The sequence below is a fragment of the Streptomyces sp. NPDC040405 genome (assembly GCF_055595765.1).
Genome location: NZ_JBVIVI010000007.1, coordinates 144,894 through 162,617 on the forward strand (window position 1 = coordinate 144,894; position 17,724 = coordinate 162,617).

Consider the following 17,724-nt stretch of genomic DNA (forward strand, 5'->3'; position numbering starts at 1 on the left):
AAGGACTCCGCCATGGCCCACGGCCCCCTCCTGCGGAAGATCACCGACTACGCCAACCGCGCCGACCCGTACCCGATCTACGCGGAACTGCGCAAAACACCCGTGGTGCACGAGGAGGACGGCCCGTACATCGTCAGCACCTACTGGGAGATCCACGCCCTCCTGCACGACCCGCGCATCAGCTCCGACGCGCGCAACCTCGACCCGCAGGCCGCCGGGGAACCGGCCGGGGCCGAGGAGGACGACCCCGGGCTGCCGCCCGCCTTCCTGAAGCTCGACCCGCCCGAACACGACCGGCTGCGCCGCCTGGCCATGACCCCCTTCGGCCCGCCGCACACCCCCCGGCGGATCCACGCCATGCGCGGCGAGCTGTCCCGCATCGTCGACGAACTGATCGACGGCTTCCAGGACCGGGACCGCATCGACCTCGTCGACCACTTCTCGTACCCCTTCCCGGTCACCGTCATCTGCCGGCTGCTGGGCGTGCCGCGCGAGGACGAACCGCGCTTCCACACCTGGGCCGACACCCTCGCCGCGAGCCTCGACCCGGACCCCGAGCAGGACGCCGCGGAACGCCGCCGCGTCACCCAGCGGGCCCGCACCGAACTCGGCCGCTACCTCTCCGAACTGATCGAGGAGCGCCGCCGCTCCCCCGGCGACGACATGCTCTCCGCCCTAGTCGCCGGGCACGGCCCGGAGGGCCCGATGAGCCATACGGAGCTGCTGAGCACCGCCGCGCTGCTGCTGGTCGCGGGCCACGAGACCACCGTCAACCTGATCACCAACGGCATGCTCGTCCTGCTCCGCAACCCCGACGTCCTGGCCCGGCTGCGCGCCAAGCCCCATCTGGCCGTCCCCCTGGTCGAGGAGCTGCTGCGCTACGACCCGCCCGTCCAGTTGCTCCCCCAGCGCACCCCGCTCTCGGACATCGACATCGCCGGGGTCACCATCCCCAAGGGCGCCTCCGTCTGGCTCGTCCTGGCCTCCGGCAACCGCGACCCCCAGCGCTTCCTCGACCCCGACCGCTTCGACCCGCAGCGCCGCGACAACCAGCACCTGGGCTTCGGCAGTGGCATCCACAGCTGCTTCGGCGCCCCGCTGGCCCGGCTGGAGGCCCAGTTGGCCCTGACCGCGCTTGCCCAGCGCCTGGAGAACCCCCGCCTGCTCGAAGACCCGCCGCCCTACCGCCGCAACGCCGTCCTCCGCGGCCCCCGCCACCTCCCCATCGCCGCGGACGGCCTGCGCTAGGTGGCCGCCGCGACCTTGAGCGAGCACCGCCGCCCGGTCAACGGCATACGGACGACTCGGCCTTGGCGGCGATCTTGCGGGCCAGCCCGCCGAACACCAGCGCGTGGAACGGCGAGACGCCCCACCAGTAGAGGTGCCCGGCCAGCCCGTGCGGGTGGAAGACGGCGCGCTGGCGGAAGACGGTCCCGCCCGCCGCGTCCCGCTCCACCCGCATCTCCAGCCATGCCAGCCCCGGCAGCCGCATCTCGGCCCGCAGCCGCAGCAGACGGGGCGGCAGGACCTCCTCGACCCGCCAGAAGTCGAGGCTGTCCCCGACCCGCAGCCGGGCCGCGTCGCGGCGGCCGCGGCGCAGACCGACGCCGCCCATCAGCCTGTCGATCCAGCCGCGCAGCGCCCAGGCGAGGGGGAGCGCGTACCAGCCGTTCTCGCCGCCGATCCCCTCCACGACCCGCCACACGTCCTGCGGGGAGGCGTTCACGGCGCGACGGCGGTGGTCGGTGTAGAGGGTGCCGCCCGCCCAGTCGGGGTCGGTGGGCAGCGGGTCGCTGGGCGCGCCGGGGGTGGCGGCGGAGGACCAGCGGGTGGCCACGTCGGCCTCGCCGATCCGCCGAAGGGCCAGCTCCAGGGCCCGGTCCACGCCGAGGAGGCCGCCCGGCGGCTCGGGTACGTAGTCCGAGATGTCCCGCTCGGCGCAGACCACCTCGTGCCGCAGGGACTCCACGAGGGGCCGGGCGAGGGTGCCGGGTACGGGGGTGATCAGGCCGACCCAGAGGCTGGAGAGCCGCGGGCTGAGCACCGGCACCGGCAGGATGGCGCGCCGGGGCAGCCCGGCGACGGCCGCGTACCGCCGCATCATGTCCCGGTAGGTGAGGACGTCGGGGCCGCCGATGTCGAAGGCCCGGCTCACCTCGTACGGCAGCGCGGCGCAGCCGACGAGCAGCCGGAGCACATCGCGGACGGCGATCGGCTGGGTGCGGGTACGTACCCAGCGCGGGGTGACCATGAGCGGAAGCCGTTCGGTCAGATAGCGCAGCATTTCGAACGACGCCGAGCCCGACCCGATGATGACTCCGGCCCGTAGCACCGCGGTCGGCACCCCGGAGTCCAGGAGCGCGCGCCCCACTTCGGCGCGGGAGCGCAGATGGGGGGAGAGGTCCCGGTCCGGGACCCCGGCCGGGGTCAGCCCGCCGAGGTAGACGATCCGCCGGACCCCGGCGGCCCGCGCCCGCTCGCCGAAGACGCGGGCGGCGCGCCGGTCGGTCTCCTCGAAGCCGGGCCCGCCGCCCAGCGCGTGCACCAGGTAGTACGCGACGTCCACGCCCGCCATGGCCGCCCCGACGGACTCCTCGTCGGTCACATCGCCGCGTACGGTCTCGACCTCCCCCGCCCAGGGGTGATCGCGGAGCTTCCCCGGGGAGCGGACCACACAGCGCACCTCATGCCCCGCGGCCAGCAGCTCGGGCACGAGCCTGCCGCCGATGTAGCCGGTGGCCCCGGTGACCAGACAGCGCATGCAGCCATGCTTGAGCACGCGAGAAGCCGCCGCAACCGGGCGCTTCCGAAAGGGATCGGGCAAGGGATCGGGCAGCACAAAACCTGCGAGGTGGGCTCCCTTCGCCGGCATTGTCCGGATCAGGTGCTGGAGGTCGCCTTCCGGTCTCCCCGACCTTCCGGCCTCTCAGCCCGGCCATCAGCGAAGCGCTCCGGAGAACCAAAGTCCTCTGTCCTGAACGCCTCTCCGGTCGAGCTCCCTCGCTCGCCCCGCAGGCTGCTTTTAAGGTTACTCCTGACCTCCTTGGGCGACTAGTCCCTTTTCGAGAAAATTCCACCCTTTTGCCAGCGCGCCCCGAAGCCCCCTCCCGGGCCCCGGGCCTGGTACTCCCGCGCCTTGGCTGCGCCGGAAGCCGCTTGCCCGGTAGGCTTTCCGTGTGATCTTCAAGCGCATCGGAAACGGTCGGCCCTATCCCGACCACGGCCGGGAAAGCACCCGCCAGTGGGCGGATGTCGCCCCACGCCCGGTACGTCTTGACCAACTGGTCACGACGAAGCAGCAGCTCGACCTGGAGACGTTGCTCGCCGAGGACTCGACGTTCTACGGGGACCTCTTCGCCCACGTCGTGAAGTGGGACGGCGACCTCTACCTGGAGGACGGGCTGCACCGCGCGGTGCGCGCGGCGCTCCAGCAGCGCCAGGTGCTGCACGCGCGCGTCCTGGAGCTCGACTGACGCCACCCCCGCACGGGGTCGGGGGGCCTTCGCGTTGGCCCTTTCGGGTTGGACTGCACACCAACCATTGATCATTTAGTAGGCATCGTCACCAGGTCGCACTACGCTGCGCATATGAGCATGCTGACCCCTCCCGGCATGGGCGGAAAGTACCGCATCACGGGCGACCGTTACCCGCGCATGCGTCGGCCCCGGAGCCGCCGGCGCCTGGTGTTCGCGGCCCTCGGCTCCGTCGTGGCGCTCGGCCTGGTCGGCTGGGGAACGCTTCAGCTCATCGACGTCTTCTCCGGTGGCGGCGGCAAGGGCGGCGACACGGTGCGCGCGGCGCGCGGCAGCGCGGACTGCAAGCGCGAGCCGGGCAAGGGCCACGACCAGGGCTCCGGGTCGTCGTCCCGTACGGCGGCGAAGAAGCTGCCGAAGCCCTCCGACATCACCGTCAACGTCTACAACGCGACCAAGCGCTCGGGGCTCGCGAAGGACACCGCCGACGAGCTGAAGAAGCGCGGCTTCAAGATCGGGGACGTGGGGAACGCCCCGAACGCGTACGACAAGAAGGTCAAGGGCCCGGGGATACTCCTGGGCGCACCGGGCTCCACGGACGGCGCCTTCCGGGTGCTCTCCACCCAGCTCGCCGGGACCCAGACCAAGAACGACGGCCGCCGCGGCAAGGACGTCGATCTGATCATCGGCTCGGAGTTCAAGGACCTGGTCGGGCAGAAGGACGCCACCAAGGCGCTCACCGCGCTGACCAAGCCCTCGCCCCGCCCGTCGGGCTCGCCCTGCTGAGCGAGCCCGGGCGGGTACCGGGGGTGTCTCGCTAGCCCGCGGTCCCGTACATCCGGTCGCCCGCGTCGCCGAGCCCCGGCACGATGTACCCGTGCTCGTTGAGCCGCTCGTCGATGGACGCGGTGACCACGGTCACGGGCGCGCCGGCGAGCTCGCGCTCCATCACCTCGACGCCCTCGGGCGCCGCCAGCAGACACAGGGCGGTGACGTCGTCGGCGCCCCGCGATATGAGTTCCCGGATCGCCGCGACGAGCGTCCCGCCGGTCGCCAGCATCGGGTCCAGCACGTACACCTGACGGCCCGAGAGGTCGTCGGGCATCCGGGTGGCGTACGTGGACGCCTGCAGCGTCTCCTCGTCGCGGATCATGCCGAGGAAGCCCACCTCGGCCGTCGGCAGCAGCCGCACCATGCCGTCGAGCATCCCGAGGCCCGCCCGCAGGATCGGCACCACCATGGGGCGCGGATGCGACAGCCGCACCCCGGTCGTCGCCGTCACCGGCGTCTCGATGTCGACCCGCTCGGTCCGCACATCGCGCGTCGCCTCGTAGGCGAGCAGGGTCACCAGCTCGTCGGCGAGCCGCCGGAAGGTGGGGGAGTCGGTGCGCTTGTCGCGCAGCGTGGTGAGTTTGTGCGCCACCAACGGGTGGTCGACGACATGGATCCGCATGGCACCGACACTAACCGAGCCGTCCGCCCGCGGCTCCCGCCGGTAACCCCGGCGCGCGCGGACAGTCTGCCGCTGTGCTGGCATCAAACCGCTGTTTCGGGGGAAAGTGGGCAGGAGCGCCCGGGCCCGACGCCCGGACGAAGACCTCGGCCCGAGGGGTGAGGCCATGGCCGACACCGATATGCCCACCGGCAGGACGATGGGCGCCGTGCCCGGACGCGAGAGCGCCGCGGACCGCCGCCGCCGTCGAGACAGCTTCCTGCGCGCGCTGAACGAGGCCCGGCAGGTGCGCGACCGCGTGCGGCCGCGGCTGACCCGCGCCGCCCGTATGCGTGAGGCGATACTGCTGCGTACGTTCCGCTGATGTACCCGAACCCGGCGCACCGCCGATGGAGCGATCAGGTCGGTCCGTTTCGTTTCACGTGAGCCACATCTCTTTGGACTGGTGCACGACGCAGCGCGGAAGACCTCTCGCGAAGCGATGGTTTCTGCCACGATTCCGATTGGGGCGGGACACTGTCCCGCCCGCCCCGGCACGCCTATGACCAGTGGGAGAGTCACGGTGTACTTCGCCGCATTGCTCGCGCGCACCGCAGAAGGGTGGGAAGCGAGCGACACAGAGCTCGATGACGTGGAGACTCTGACCGATTTGATCGAACTGGCTCGTGGGGCCGCCAAGGACGACGACACGGTTCTGGCCTTCATCGAGCACGAAGACGCGTGGTTCGGCGTCGTCCGCGTGGACGGCGAGGAGGACCCGCACATCTACGTATCGGACGCGGCCGCGGCCGCCCGCACCTCGTACGGGTCGATGCTCACCGACGAGCTGCTCGGCCGGGACCCCGACGACGACCTGGACAGCCTCGTCGACCTGGACGGCACCGAGGACGGCGAGCCCGACGAGGACGACGACACCGACCCCGACGCGCCGGTTCCGGTCGGCCCGCTCGGCGACGGCGACATCCTGACCGACCTGGGCATGGAGGAGAAGGAGCTGAAGTCCCTCGACGGGGACGCCCTCGAATCGATCGCCGACATGCTGGGCTGCGGCATGGAGGGCCTGGAGGCGGTGCGCTGACCGCCGCCACACTGGTGTCATGACCGATCCGCTGACCGGCATCCTGCCCGGACCCGACCCCGACCCCCTGCGTGACCCCTGGCGCGCGCCGATGCGCCTCGCGCTGGAGGAGGCCGTACGGGCACCCGAGACGGGGGATGTCCCGGTCGGCGCCGTCGTGCTCGGCCCGGACGGCACGGTGCTCGGCCGCGGCCGCAACGAGCGCGAGGCCCACGGCGACCCCACGGCCCACGCCGAGGTCCTCGCCCTCCGCGCCGCGGCCCGCCGCCTCGGCGGCTGGCGGCTGACCGGGTGCACCCTGGTGGTGACCCTGGAGCCGTGCGCCATGTGCGCGGGCGCCATCGTGCTGTCCCGGCTCGACCGCGTGGTCTACGGCGCGATCGACGAAAAGGCGGGCGCCGTCGGCTCCCTCTGGGACATCGTCCGCGACCGCCGCCTCAACCACCGCCCCGAGGTCATCCACGACGTCCTCCCCGAAGAGTGCGCGGCCCCCCTCACCGCCTTCTTCCGCACCCACTGACCACCCCCTGGTCCACCCCCACCCGGAACCGATTTCGGATCTCGGCCCTTCGTCCGCTAGGCTCTGCCTCGGTAGCGTGTCCGAGCGGCCGAAGGAGCGCGCCTCGAAAGCGCGTGAGGGGGCAACTCCTCCGTGGGTTCAAATCCCACCGCTACCGCTCGAATCGCCCCTCTGACCTGCGGAAACGCAGGCAGAGGGGTGTTTTGCGTGTGGACACGTCCACCAGTTGTGTGGACGTGTCCCGACACGTGAGCCCGTCTGACCCCAACTGACCTGCTGAAACGGCTGTCGATGATGGTGCTTACCGTGGGATCCGGCCCCGCGGGTCCCACAGCAAGCCCGGAAGACCCGCCAGGTGAGAACGTGGCCAGCAGGCGGCCGATGGATTCACGACCGATGGCCGGGCGATCGGCCACGGTCGGCGGCGCAGCGGAAGCGAGGCGTTCAATTGGATGAGCGGCGGTGTAGCTGACATCGTGTTGTCCGGTTCACTGATCTTGATCTCGATGGTTAAGGGAGTGTTGTGCTGATGTCGCGTATGAACGGGGCGAATCGGGCGATGATCTGGGGCACCAGCGGCGTTGCCACTGCCGTACTCGCCCTGACCGCCTGTGCGGCATCTAGTGGAGACGACGGCACCGAGGCATCGAGCAAAGGTGAGAAAAGCGGCGGCGCCACTGCTTCGCCGCACCAGTCCAAGCCGGGCTACAGCGCACCCGACGAGTGGACCGAGCCGGGGAAACGGGCGGTGCTGCCGCGCGGCCATCGTACCGACAGCAACGACAACGAAGTTCTGTTCCCGCACAGTGTCGAGGGCGCCGTCAGCATGCTGTCCGCCGCGAACTCAACAACCGCGGAAGGCAGCCGGGACATGGTGGACGAGCAGATGCGGGCCTACGACTCCTACCTGGCCGCGGCCGACCAGACGCCAGCGAACGAACAGAAGGTCAAGCAGCGGGCCGTCCAGACGGATGCAGCCTTGCGTGAGAAGTTCGGGATACCGGCCAAGGGCGACATGCCGCCAGGCGCCTATTCACGTGTTCGCACTGTCGGCTTCAAGGTCATCGAGGATTCGAAGGACGAGGTCAGCGTTTACATCCTCGCCCGCGTCACCATGAAAGCCGGGGCGATCGAGAAGGAGCACAGCTCCTACACCCGCACTCTCATGGCGGCCGAATGGGAGGGGGATGACTGGAAGATGAGCTCGGCGGCGACCGTCCGTGCCGCGCAGCAGGTCGATGGGGAGTCGCGGCCCGCCCTGGCCGCTCCAGGGGACAAAAAGTTCAACCGCGCTGGCTGGACTGCCATCAGGGAAGCATCCTGAGACGACGGGGTGACCGATGACGCTGTCGGGCCCAGACGTACCGGGAGCGGAGGGCCACCTACCGAGCGTTTCAGCGCGGGCTCCATTTTCTGACGCGTAGCCAGTCGCGAGGGACCATACGCCGATGGTGGCGCACAGCGCTGACAACCGCGTTAGCCGTGGAGGCCGTGCGTACGGCCTGGTCGTTCCCAGGCGCAGCCCGCCGCTTCTCGATGCTCCCCGTGGTGGCGCATCCAAAGCACGACGTCACAGACCCGTAGAGCGCTGACGGTATCCGGCACACCGGCCGACTGGCGCAAATCCATCAGCTTGCGGTGCAGGTCGAAGTCGTCGGTCCGCAGCGCAGCATGCAGGTCGAGCCAGAAGCACTTGGGCCGGCCAAGGATGCAGCGAACGACCCGGTCATAGACGGGCAGGAGACGTGGGCGCTTGCGGGCGAGGAGTTTGCCGGCCGTGACCCACCCGATTCCGGTCTGAGCGTTGAGAAGGTGCCAGGCGGCGTCAGCCGGCGATCCAGGGGCCAGCTCGGCAACCTCGACTTCGGCCATGTCAACGTCGCCAGGGATGCTGCGCAGCAGCTTGGACATCTGATCACCAAGGTCGCGTTCCAGGAGGTCCAGAGAAACCTGCACCGGAATCCTGACCGACAAGGTCTGCACCGCGATGAGGTCATCGGCGGTCACTACGTTTGCGGTTGACGGGTAGTCTCCCCCGCCGGCCAGGTACTCAAAACGGCTTCCTGTGAAAGGCACGGCGCCTGGCTGCAGATCGATGCCGAAGTAGCATCGCAGATCGAAGACGGCCTGATCAGAGGTGATGAGCTTGTTCAACCGACGAGGTAGAGACTGAGTCTGGACGGACACTGGCTACTCCGATAGGCGGTTGTTGAGCGCGGCCACGTACTGGGCAGCGATTCTGTGGTCGCTGCTGAGCCAGACTGGCTCGCTGGGCAAGGCTGCTGGTCACGGTCGGATCCAGGCGGCGAAGGCATCAACGAGACCGGTGTAGAACCTGTCGCCTGGCACGGATCCCGGGTTCTTGCTCGCGTCGTAGAAGGCAACGTTCGTGAAGGTGGCCGAGACGGAGGCGTTGAGGTTCTTGTAGAAGGCAAGCTTGCCGCGGCCGAACCCAACGAAGAGCCAGAAAACCCCGAGTGAAGCAGTGTTCTGGAGCAGTGAGCGGACCTCGGCTTTGTCCCAGGGCTCGTCGCCGACCTGGGTGACAATGAAGGCGGGAACCCTGGCGCCCGATTCTTGGTAGTGGCCTACCGCACGACGCATCGCTTCGGCGACGTTGCCCCAGCCCCAGTCGACCTGGGTATGCAGTTGCCCGATGTGGCCGCGGTAGTTGTCAAGCCGGATCTCTTCCAAGAAGGGCTCCTGCCCGCTGGAGAAGATCACGGGGACGGTGCCGTCGTCGTCGAGGTTGGCCGACAGCGCAAGCATCCGCTCGGCGAAGGCCTGCACCGCGAACGACTCGTACAGCTCCTCCATATGCCAGTCGTGATCCAAAATCAGGTAGACCGCCGCTCGCCGGTCCGCGATTCCCCGGTCCACGAGTACCTGGCTGGCCTGGCGTGCGGGAGTCAGCAGACCGGGGGCTTGCCGCTCCACTTTCGACAAATCCGCCATAGGCCGTGCAGAACCCGCAGTCCCGCACGCCTGGGCAGGGAGAGGCGCAGAGGGCGCGACCGGCTCGTCGGATTCGACATCAACGCCGTAGTCGGTGGCCAGACCGGCCAGGCCGGAGGCGTAGCCCTGTCCCACGGCACGCACCCTCCAGCCTCCGCCGCGGCGGTACACCTCCGCCAGCACCACGACGGTCTCCCCCGACGTGAAGTCCGGTGAGATGAACGACAGGGCTGACGAGCCTGACTGGATGACTGTCAACTGCGGTGCGCGCGTGAAGACCGCGCCCGGCTGCAACGGATCGGCGCTCGCCACGACCACCACACGGTCCACACTGCCCGGCACGCGCGCCAAGTCGGCAGTGACCGCCGAGCCGACGAGCGACACACCGTCTTGGGCCCGGTGATTGTAGAAAACCAGGTCGTTGTCGCTGCGCACTTTGCCATCCGCTCCCAGCAACAGCGCCGAGACATCCGCAGCCAGCCCCTGAACCACCACCGACAACACCACCGGCCCCACCATCAGCGCCGTGTTCTCCCCCTTGCGCAATGACGTTGTCTGCATCCCGCCCCCTAGATCACCAAAGGTGAAATAGTAGACCACCTGCGCTCAACTGTGGCTCTTTTGGACAGAACTCGCCCCTCGGACACCAACGGCGGACATCTTCCGGACACCGAGCATCGTGAGCGGTTCGCATGGCGCCAGCGAGCGCCAGAACGGCCCCTGCAAGTCCCGTCAGCGCGGGTACCACAATGTCCTCGCTGCGGTGCATTACTGGTGCTCACCGGCACACCGTAGACCTGCCGCCCCCGGTCTCCGGGAACGCTTGCCCTACATCCTGGCTGGGCGGGGCGACGCGAGACCCGTCCTACGGGGCGGACAGCTATGCAGCGAACCGCAGCGGGTGTTGTCGTGTAAGGCATACGAGAATGCCCGTCAGGACGACGACTGCGGTGATGAGCGGAGCGGCCAGGGAGTTGGCTGGGTAAAGCATCCACGCCCATGGCTCGGGGCGGCCGCCGCTCCAGCCGGTCGCGGCGCACAGCAGTGGAACGACGGAGACGGTAACGGCTGCCAGGCGGTGGCCGAGGAACGGGAACAGCAGCAGCGCCAGGCCGATGTATCCGGCGATGTTGCGCCCCAGTACCAGGGAGATGCGATCGGCCCCAAGGGCGTAGCACAGGATTGCCGTCCCTGCCCCGGTGGCGGCGGCGGTGGAGCCGAGTGCGGCATCCCATCTGCGCAGGGGGCGGCAGGCGACGCTTTCGGTGCGCTGGTCTCCACGTCCGATGCCGTGGAGCAGCGTGATCGCCGGCAGCAGGGTGATGAGGTGGCCGACGAGGAAGTGTCCGGACTGGCCGGTCAGCACCGGTACGGGAAGCTCGGCGTTGCCCATGAGTAATCCCACCGCTGTGGTCGCGACGATGGACATAGCCAGTGCGGGAACGGCGCGGGCCTTGACCCACCAGATCATGTGTCGCTCCCGTCGAGGGCCAGGTGAGGGCGCACGTTGCAGGCTCGCATGGCCCGGGTGTTGCGGTCGTACCAGGCGAGCTGGACCCTTCGAGGCTGCTTGATGACGCGCTGGGCGAGGGCCAGTTCCGGCGGTGTGACTCGCTGCATGAGGGTGTCGGTCGAAGCGCCGGCGGTGAGGGAGAGCCATGCCCCGACAGGGCCGTAGGCGTCCGCGGCCGGGTAAGGTTCACCGTCATCCGCGCATGTGGGGGATTGCGGGAGCAGCCCTGCCGCCACGTCGGTGAGTACAGCAGCAGCATTGGTGTCGGGCCCGATGGCGAGCTTGGCCTCGTTGCGGCCGGGTCGGTCGGCCATGGTCAGCGTGGCGGGCACTGTGACTCCGGCCTGGCGGAGCTTGTCGGCGGCCTTACGCCCCTCCGCACGGATCATTGCGGCTTGGCTGTCCATCTCGGGCCATAGGCAGATCCGGGGCCGACCCTGGTCGCAAACGAGTCCGCTGGTTGGCCGGGAGATCACCGGATCGGCGCCCATACCGTGTGAAGCGGTCGCACCGAGCGCGGACCCAGCGGTGACCAGCGCGGACGCCGCGAGTATGGCCGGAATGGTCTTGCCGTGATGAATGAGCACCGCGGCGGCCATGCAGATACCCGCTCCGAACACGACCGCGCTCAGCACCGCTGCTGAGTCGAGACTCTGGTCGAGCGCGCAGCAGTCGCTGAGTCCTCCACCGATGAGGTGGCGGATCCACAGGATGCTCCAGGAGGCCGGGTAGGCGTTGGCGACGAAGCTGGTGATCAGTGTGGCCGGGACGGCGATGGCGGGCGCCCACAGACGACCAAGGAGGTAGCCGACCAAGGTGTTGGCTGCGAGCAGCATGGCTTCTGCGGCCAGGATGCCGAGGTTCGGCATGCCGATGCCGACGTTTGCGGCCGTCGCGGAGACCAGCAGGGCCGTAACCATGGCGATCACGCCCATGGCCCATACGGGCAGCAGGAGGGGAAAGGCGATGGCCAGTGGTGAGCGGACAGTGCTCTGGTCGGAGAGGCGTGCGCGTTTGATCCGGCTTCCTTCCCAGGCCCCGGCCGCGGCGCACGTGGGTCCGACGAAGGTCAGGGCGAGGCTGGCGCTGCCGGTGACGGAAAGCCAGTAGTGGGGGGTGACCCACTCGGAGAGGTTGTCACCGAGAGCGATGACGACGAAGCCGACCAGGAACGGAAGGAGACGGGTACCCGATGAGAGGCGGAGAACGGTGCGTAGCAGCACGGGTCAGATCTCCTCGCCGACGAGTTGGGCGTAGGCCGCTTCCGCGCGTTCGCGTGGGCCTTGGCCGCTATCGGTGGTGGCGTGGAATTGGGTGGTGGTGCCGTGGAAGCGGACGGTGCCGTGGTCCAGGACGATCACGTGCTGGTAGATGTCGGCGAGGTCTTCGGTCTGGTGGGTGGAGACGATGATGTGGACGTCGTCGGCGAGTTGCTCGAGTAAGGAGCGGAAGACCTTGCGTTGGGTGGGGTCAAGGCCGGCGGTGGGCTCGTCCATGAGGATGAGTTCGCTGTGGTGGGTGAGGGCTCCGGCGATGCCCATGCGGCGCAGTTGGCCGCCGGAGACCTGGTGGCTGCGGCGTTCGGCGAGCTTGCTCAGTCCCACCCGGGCGAGGGTGGCGGCGGAGGCGTTCCAGGCGTCGGTGCGGTTCATGCCCTTGAGCCAGCCGGCGTAGGCGACCTGTTCGCGTACGGTCAGACCTGGGACGGGCGTGATCTGCTGCGGCAGCCAGGCGACTGCCTTGCGGTACGTCGTCAGGTCCTTGCGGTTTGCCGGGCTGCGGTCCTTCCAGCCGACTGTTCCGCTGAGGGGCTTGAGCTGGGAGGCGGCCAGCGCCATCAGCGTGGACTTGCCTGCCCCGTTGGGGCCCAGCAGTACGGTCGCCGGGCTGTCGATGCGCAGGTCGAACCCGTCTAGCACGGTCGTGTTCCGGTTGTACCGGAAGGTGACGCTACGGAATTCCAAGGCCATGAGTCGCACATTCCGCCGCCTGAACATCCGAGGCGGCTGCGGTAGAGAGAAAACGAAGGCAGTCTGGTGCCCGGGTACAAGGATCGCGCCTTGTACCCGGGCACCAGCGAAGACGGGCCTTACAGGCTGCTGGTTCTAGTAGCGAATGACGACCTTCCTGGCACTCATGGTGTTCCCGCTGCCGAATCCGAACAGCTCGAAGTAGTAGCTACCGGAGGACTGGTCACCCCAGGCCGACTTCCCGCAGGAGTTGCTGCGGGCTTGTTGTCGTCGGGAAGAAGATCGCGGACCTTCCACAGCTTGAGGTCAGCGAATCTGAACCCGCTGCCGCCATCAGTGCTGCAGCCGCTGAGGGTCACCGAGGTGCTGACGCTGTCGTTGTTGTTGTCCTTCCAGCGCGAGGACTCGTTGCCGGGGTGCCAGGCGGTGAAGAAGGTGGTGCGGCTGCCCTCGGCCTGGGCCGGGACGGCGCCGGCGAATCCCAGCAACATCGCTCCTGCGAGGAGACCGACAACCTTGCTGTTCGTCTTCATTCTCTCGTCCTATGTCCTGTACATGGCATAAGCCCATGCAGGCGTGACGGAGGAAGCACTGTTCGCCTTCTCCCCCCCGGGTGCAGCGCTGTCGTGCTTGCGATCGCTGAATGAAGATATCCACACACCGCCGGTACGCGGCGATGATCATGTCAAACAACGACCAAAAGCGTTCGAGTGTCGCACAAATACATCCGTTATTCGAACACATCCAGAATCGACCACACTGCTCCACGTTGCGGGAGAAATGCGCATCCTTGCAGGTCAGGGCCAGGCAGCGAACGAGATTCGCCGCAGCCCTAGCTCTTCGCGCGACCCACGCGGGCCCTGTGGCAACAATGGCCGAGAACGGACAGTCACTGCGTCGTGACAGCCCAGAAGTGCACAGAGCCGCACAGCAGCCCCCACAGAGCTGCGCGAGACTCGATCCGCCCAAGGCCGGTGCGACAGAGTGGCGACTAGGACTTGTCCGGGCGATCACGTGCGAAGCCAGATGACCAGGGCGGCTGTAGTGGCAGTGCCGAGGAAGACGTAGCCGCGTTTGTCGTAGCGAGTGGCCACGGCCCTGCACTGCTTCAACCTGTTGATCGCCCGCTCGACCGTGTTGCGCTTCTTGTACCGCTCCTTGTCGAAGCCGGGTGACCGTCCGCCGCGTGAGCCTTTGCGTAAGCGGGCGGCCTGGCTGTCGGACTTCTCTGGGATGGTGTGCCGGATGCCCCGGCCTCGCAGGTAATCGCGGCAGGGCCCGTTGCTGTAGGCCTTGTCCGCGGCGAGGCTGTCGGGCTTCGTGCGCGGTCTGCCCGGCCCCGGCCGTGGGACGCGGATCTTCTCCAGCACCGGCTGGAACTGGGTGCAGTCGGCCCGCTGTCCACCGGCGACGATCAGGGACAGTGGGCGGCAGCGGCCGTCGGCGCTCAGGTGGAGCTTGCTGGTGAGCCCGCCGCGCGAGCGGCCCAGGCCCTCACCTCCTGCACCACCTCCACCAGGCGGGCGAGCAGGCTCTGCCACGGCGGCTCGACCTGGTGTTCTGCCGTTTCGGCCCCCCTTGACGCGGTGGCCGGTGGCGGATCGGTGCGGGCACCGGCCGCGTGCTGGTGAGCGCGCACGATGGTCGAGTCGACCGCGACGTCCCAGTCGATGTCGCCGACGGCGTCGGCCGCGGCCTGGACCTGCTGCAGCAGACGTTCCCAGGTGCCGTCGGCCGACCACAGCCGGTGGCGTTCATAAACGGTCTTCCACGGCCCGAACCGTTCGGGCAGATCACGCCACTGCACCCCGGTTCGCACGCGGTGCAGGATCCCGTCGATCACCTGCCGGTGATCCCGCCACCTGCCACAACGCCGATTACTGACCGGCAGGAACGGCCGTAGCCGTTCCCACTCCGCATCCGTCAGATCACCCCGCCCCATGCCACATCAACGACCCAGGCACGAAACAGTCACATGATCGACCGGACAAGTCCTAGCTAGGCGCCGTCGTCTTCACTACCCCGGGGACCGCCTCGTTCCGGCCGGTGGCCGAGGACTGGGTCAGCCAGATCCGGGACTCTCTCGGGGATCTGCTGTGAGCGCACAGCAGAACGGCCCGGACAAGGGCCGGGCCGCTGTGCACGCCGCCGCCCTCGACCAGGAGACCGCGGTTCGCTCTGGCGGCGGTCGCGGTCAGCTGGGTCGCCAGTCCATTCCTCCAGCCGCCCGGCCGTTACACTCAGTTATCTAGATGGCATGTGCATGGCTCCCACGTCCGGGCGCAGGAGTGCCACACTCAGGTGACGGCCGGTTCGCCAAACGTCCGAACATGGGCCCGCAGACAGCGAAGCACATGCACTGGACCGCCCTGTGGACACGTCCACACCAACCCCGGATGCAACCGGATTCAGCAGCGTCCAGGAGCATCGAAGAGGGATACTTTGTCCCGATCTCCGGAAAAACCGCAGGTGAAACGGGTCACGTGGATGGGTTCAAATCCCACCGCTACCGCTCGTATCACCCCCCTGAACTGCGAAAACGCAGGGCAGGGGGGTGTTTTGCGTGTGGACACATCCACCAGTGGTGTGGTCACGCCCCGGCGACGGCATTGGCGACAACCCCGCCGAGCAGCCGGGCGGCAGTATCCGCGGGGCGGTCGGCGTCGGCAGACGCTCACCCGACCCGGAGTCGGCCCGGACTCAGACAGTCCCGGGTATCACAAGCCCCGACTCGTACGCCACGATCACCAGCTGTGCCCGGTCCCGCGCCCCCAACTTGCCCATGATCCGGCTGACATGGGTCTTCGCGGTCAGCGGGCTGAGTCCCAACGCGTCGGCGATCTCGGAGTTGTTGAGACCGCGGGCGACCAGCGCGAGCACCTGCCGTTCCCGTTCGGACAGCCCGCTCGGCCCGCCCACCGCGGATGTCGTCGCGGTGTCCGGCGCGCGCAGAAAGCGGGCGATCAGCCGCGAGGTGGGACCGGGCGAGAGGAGGGACTCCCCGGCGGCCACCGTCCGGATGGCGTCGAGGAGTTCGGCCGGCCTGATGTCCTTCACGAGGAAGCCGGACGCCCCGGCCCGCAGTGCCTCGACGATGTGCTCGTCGGTCTCGTACGTCGTCAGGACGAGCACCTTCACCCCCGCGAGATCCTCGTCGGCGGCGATGAGCCGGGTCGCCTCGATCCCGTCGAGGTCGGGCATGCGGATGTCCATCACGATGAGATCGGCCCGCGCCGACCGGGCCAGCGCCACGGCCTCCCGCCCGGTGCCCGCCTCGGCGACGACCTCCATGTCCCCGGCCGACGAGACGAGCATCGCGAAGGAGGCCCGTACGAGGTTCTGGTCGTCGGCCAGCAGTACGCGGATGGTCATCGACCCTCGTCCTCCCGGGACAGCGGCAGTGTGGCGGTCACCTCGAAGCCCTCGGCGGGCCCCGGACCGGCGTCCAGTGTGCCGCCCACGCTACGGGCCCGCTCCCGCATTCCGACGAGCCCGAACCCCGGCGGGCCGTCGGACGGGCCCACCCCGCCGCCCGTCCCGTCGTCCCTGACACTCACCCGCAGTGCGCCGTCCGCGGTCCACAGATCCACCCGCACGGTGAGGTCCTCGCGGCCACCGTGACGTACGGCGTTGGTGAGCGCCTCCTGCACGATCCGGTAGGCGACGGCGCCCACGGAGGGCGGTATGCCGTCCGCACGGACGGACATTTCGACCTTGGCCCCGGCCACCCGGCCGGACTCCGCGAGACCGGCCAGTCCGTCGATCCCGGGCAGCGGCCCCCGCATGTCCTCGGCCCCGGAAACAGAACCGGACACGGAACCGGCCCCCGCTCCCAGATCCGCGCCCACTCCCACGACCGTGTCATGCGCCCGCAGCACCTCCAGCGTCGTACGCAGTTCCCCCCGGGCGGTCCGGCAGGTCCCCGCGATGTCGTCCAGTGCCTGGGCGACGGCCTTGCGGTCGAGGCGCTCGGGGTCGGCGGTGAGGATGTGGGCCGCCACGGACGTCTGCACACCGATGAGCGTGATGCTGTGGGCGAGCAGGTCGTGCAGGTCACGGGCCATCCGCAGCCGTTCCTCGGCGACGCGGCGCCTGGCCTCCTCCTCCCGGGTGCGTTCGGCCCGTTCGGCCCGCTCGACGATGGAGGCGACGTACAAGCGGTAGTAGCGGACGGCGATACCGACGAACAGGACCGCGATGATCCAGCCGGAGATCTCCAGGGACTCCAGCGCCCCGTCCTGGTTGGTGAGGCCGTTGCTGATCACTGTCGGGCCGAGGACGGCGACACCGGTGAGCAGCGTGCGGCGTACGGCGCCGGTCGCCGCGACGGTGTAGAGCGCCAGGACGGTCGCGGGGACGGGCGGGGCGGGGTTGTAGTCGAAGGCGTAGTACGGAGCCATGCAGGCCACCACCCCGAGCAGGGCCAACAACGGACTGCGGCGCCGCCATACGAGGGGCACGTACCCGGCGAGCAGCAGCTTCCAGCTGAGATGGCCGGGCCGGATCCCTTCGCCGCCCATCAGGGCGATGGCTACGGCGAGCACGGCGACGCCCAGCGCGAGGACCGCGTCGTTGCGGGTGCGGTGCGGTGCGGTCAGCGGTTCGCGGTTGATGGCGGACATGATGCGCGCGACGCGACGGGACCGCCCGCCGCCACCGGCCGCCGTCTCCGCCGCCGACCGTTCGCGTACCCCTGTGGTCGTTCCCCGTTCTTCCACGGCTCCATCTTCCGGTACTCGTGCGGGAACCCGGGCGCCCCTCC

The 17,724-nt window shown here is 69.0% G+C and carries 17 protein-coding genes, 1 tRNA gene and 1 pseudogene; 8 read left to right on the forward strand and 11 right to left on the reverse strand.

Going from position 1 to position 17,724, the window contains the following annotated elements:
* The first annotated feature begins 12 nt into the window (after window positions 1-12).
* Window positions 13-1,248 carry a cytochrome P450 gene (locus tag ACZ59A_RS27380; protein ID WP_470963498.1) on the forward strand — a complete coding sequence of 412 codons (1,236 nt, stop codon included), beginning with the start codon at window positions 13-15 and terminating at the stop codon, window positions 1,246-1,248.
* A gap of 37 nt (window positions 1,249-1,285) precedes the next feature.
* On the opposite strand, the gene ACZ59A_RS27385 is transcribed toward ACZ59A_RS27380, so the two are convergent.
* Window positions 1,286-2,761: an SDR family oxidoreductase gene (locus ACZ59A_RS27385; protein ID WP_470963501.1), complete on the reverse strand. Its 1,476-nt coding sequence runs from the start codon at window positions 2,759-2,761 to the stop codon at window positions 1,286-1,288.
* 415 nt (window positions 2,762-3,176) lie between these two features.
* On the opposite strand from ACZ59A_RS27385, the gene ACZ59A_RS27390 reads away from it, so the two are divergent.
* Window positions 3,177-3,473 (forward strand): type II toxin-antitoxin system VapB family antitoxin, encoded by a 297-nt coding sequence (locus ACZ59A_RS27390; RefSeq protein ID WP_009716657.1) that lies wholly within the window; start codon window positions 3,177-3,179, stop codon window positions 3,471-3,473.
* A gap of 114 nt (window positions 3,474-3,587) precedes the next feature.
* The gene (locus ACZ59A_RS27395) at window positions 3,588-4,259 is read left to right on the forward strand and encodes a LytR C-terminal domain-containing protein (protein ID WP_470963504.1); all 672 of its coding nucleotides are present in this window, start codon (window positions 3,588-3,590) and stop codon (window positions 4,257-4,259) included.
* Between the two features lie 31 nt (window positions 4,260-4,290).
* On the opposite strand, the gene upp is transcribed toward ACZ59A_RS27395, so the two are convergent.
* Window positions 4,291-4,926: a uracil phosphoribosyltransferase gene (gene upp / locus ACZ59A_RS27400; RefSeq protein ID WP_470963507.1), complete on the reverse strand. Its 636-nt coding sequence runs from the start codon at window positions 4,924-4,926 to the stop codon at window positions 4,291-4,293.
* A 166-nt stretch (window positions 4,927-5,092) separates the two neighbouring features.
* Between upp and ACZ59A_RS27405 the strand changes: the two genes are divergently transcribed.
* From ACZ59A_RS27405 to ACZ59A_RS27425, 5 genes are all read left to right on the forward strand, one after another.
* Window positions 5,093-5,290 (forward strand): hypothetical protein, encoded by a 198-nt coding sequence (locus ACZ59A_RS27405; RefSeq protein WP_468043406.1) that lies wholly within the window; start codon window positions 5,093-5,095, stop codon window positions 5,288-5,290.
* A 177-nt stretch (window positions 5,291-5,467) separates the two neighbouring features.
* A complete protein-coding gene (locus ACZ59A_RS27410; RefSeq protein ID WP_470963510.1) occupies window positions 5,468-6,004 on the forward strand; it encodes a tRNA adenosine deaminase-associated protein in 537 nt (178 codons plus the stop codon).
* 19 nt (window positions 6,005-6,023) lie between these two features.
* Window positions 6,024-6,524 carry a tRNA adenosine(34) deaminase TadA gene (gene tadA, locus ACZ59A_RS27415; RefSeq protein WP_468043403.1) on the forward strand — a complete coding sequence of 167 codons (501 nt, stop codon included), beginning with the start codon at window positions 6,024-6,026 and terminating at the stop codon, window positions 6,522-6,524.
* Window positions 6,525-6,594: 70 nt separating this feature from the next.
* A tRNA-Ser gene (locus ACZ59A_RS27420) sits at window positions 6,595-6,681 on the forward strand.
* 372 nt (window positions 6,682-7,053) lie between these two features.
* A complete protein-coding gene (locus tag ACZ59A_RS27425; protein ID WP_470963513.1) occupies window positions 7,054-7,848 on the forward strand; it encodes a hypothetical protein in 795 nt (264 codons plus the stop codon).
* A 152-nt stretch (window positions 7,849-8,000) separates the two neighbouring features.
* On the opposite strand, the gene ACZ59A_RS27430 is transcribed toward ACZ59A_RS27425, so the two are convergent.
* From ACZ59A_RS27430 to ACZ59A_RS27470, 9 genes and pseudogenes are all read right to left on the reverse strand, one after another.
* Entirely contained in the window at window positions 8,001-8,678 is a 678-nt protein-coding gene (locus ACZ59A_RS27430; protein WP_470963516.1) for a DUF6308 family protein, read from the reverse strand.
* Between the two features lie 132 nt (window positions 8,679-8,810).
* Entirely contained in the window at window positions 8,811-10,079 is a 1,269-nt protein-coding gene (locus ACZ59A_RS27435) for a VWA domain-containing protein (RefSeq protein ID WP_470963519.1), read from the reverse strand.
* 280 nt (window positions 10,080-10,359) lie between these two features.
* Window positions 10,360-10,950, reverse strand: a complete 591-nt coding sequence (locus tag ACZ59A_RS27440) for a hypothetical protein (protein ID WP_470963521.1) — start codon at window positions 10,948-10,950, stop codon at window positions 10,360-10,362.
* Window positions 10,947-12,215 (reverse strand): DUF7224 domain-containing protein, encoded by a 1,269-nt coding sequence (locus ACZ59A_RS27445; RefSeq protein WP_470963523.1) that lies wholly within the window; start codon window positions 12,213-12,215, stop codon window positions 10,947-10,949. Before ACZ59A_RS27445 ends, ACZ59A_RS27440 begins: the two co-directional genes overlap by 4 nt.
* A 3-nt stretch (window positions 12,216-12,218) precedes the next feature.
* Window positions 12,219-12,962 (reverse strand): ATP-binding cassette domain-containing protein, encoded by a 744-nt coding sequence (locus tag ACZ59A_RS27450; protein WP_470963525.1) that lies wholly within the window; start codon window positions 12,960-12,962, stop codon window positions 12,219-12,221.
* Window positions 12,963-13,126: 164 nt separating this feature from the next.
* The gene (locus ACZ59A_RS27455; protein WP_470963528.1) at window positions 13,127-13,495 is read right to left on the reverse strand and encodes a hypothetical protein; all 369 of its coding nucleotides are present in this window, start codon (window positions 13,493-13,495) and stop codon (window positions 13,127-13,129) included.
* Between the two features lie 477 nt (window positions 13,496-13,972).
* A pseudogene (locus tag ACZ59A_RS27460) lies at window positions 13,973-14,904 on the reverse strand (IS5 family transposase).
* A 758-nt stretch (window positions 14,905-15,662) separates the two neighbouring features.
* On the reverse strand, window positions 15,663-16,334 hold the full coding sequence (locus ACZ59A_RS27465; RefSeq protein ID WP_398314019.1) for a response regulator: 672 nt from the start codon (window positions 16,332-16,334) through the stop codon (window positions 15,663-15,665).
* Complete coding sequence (locus ACZ59A_RS27470; protein ID WP_470963532.1) at window positions 16,331-17,680, reverse strand: sensor histidine kinase; 1,350 nt, start codon at window positions 17,678-17,680, stop codon at window positions 16,331-16,333. The genes ACZ59A_RS27465 and ACZ59A_RS27470 overlap by 4 nt, the downstream gene beginning before the upstream one ends.
* Window positions 17,681-17,724 lie beyond the last annotated feature (44 nt).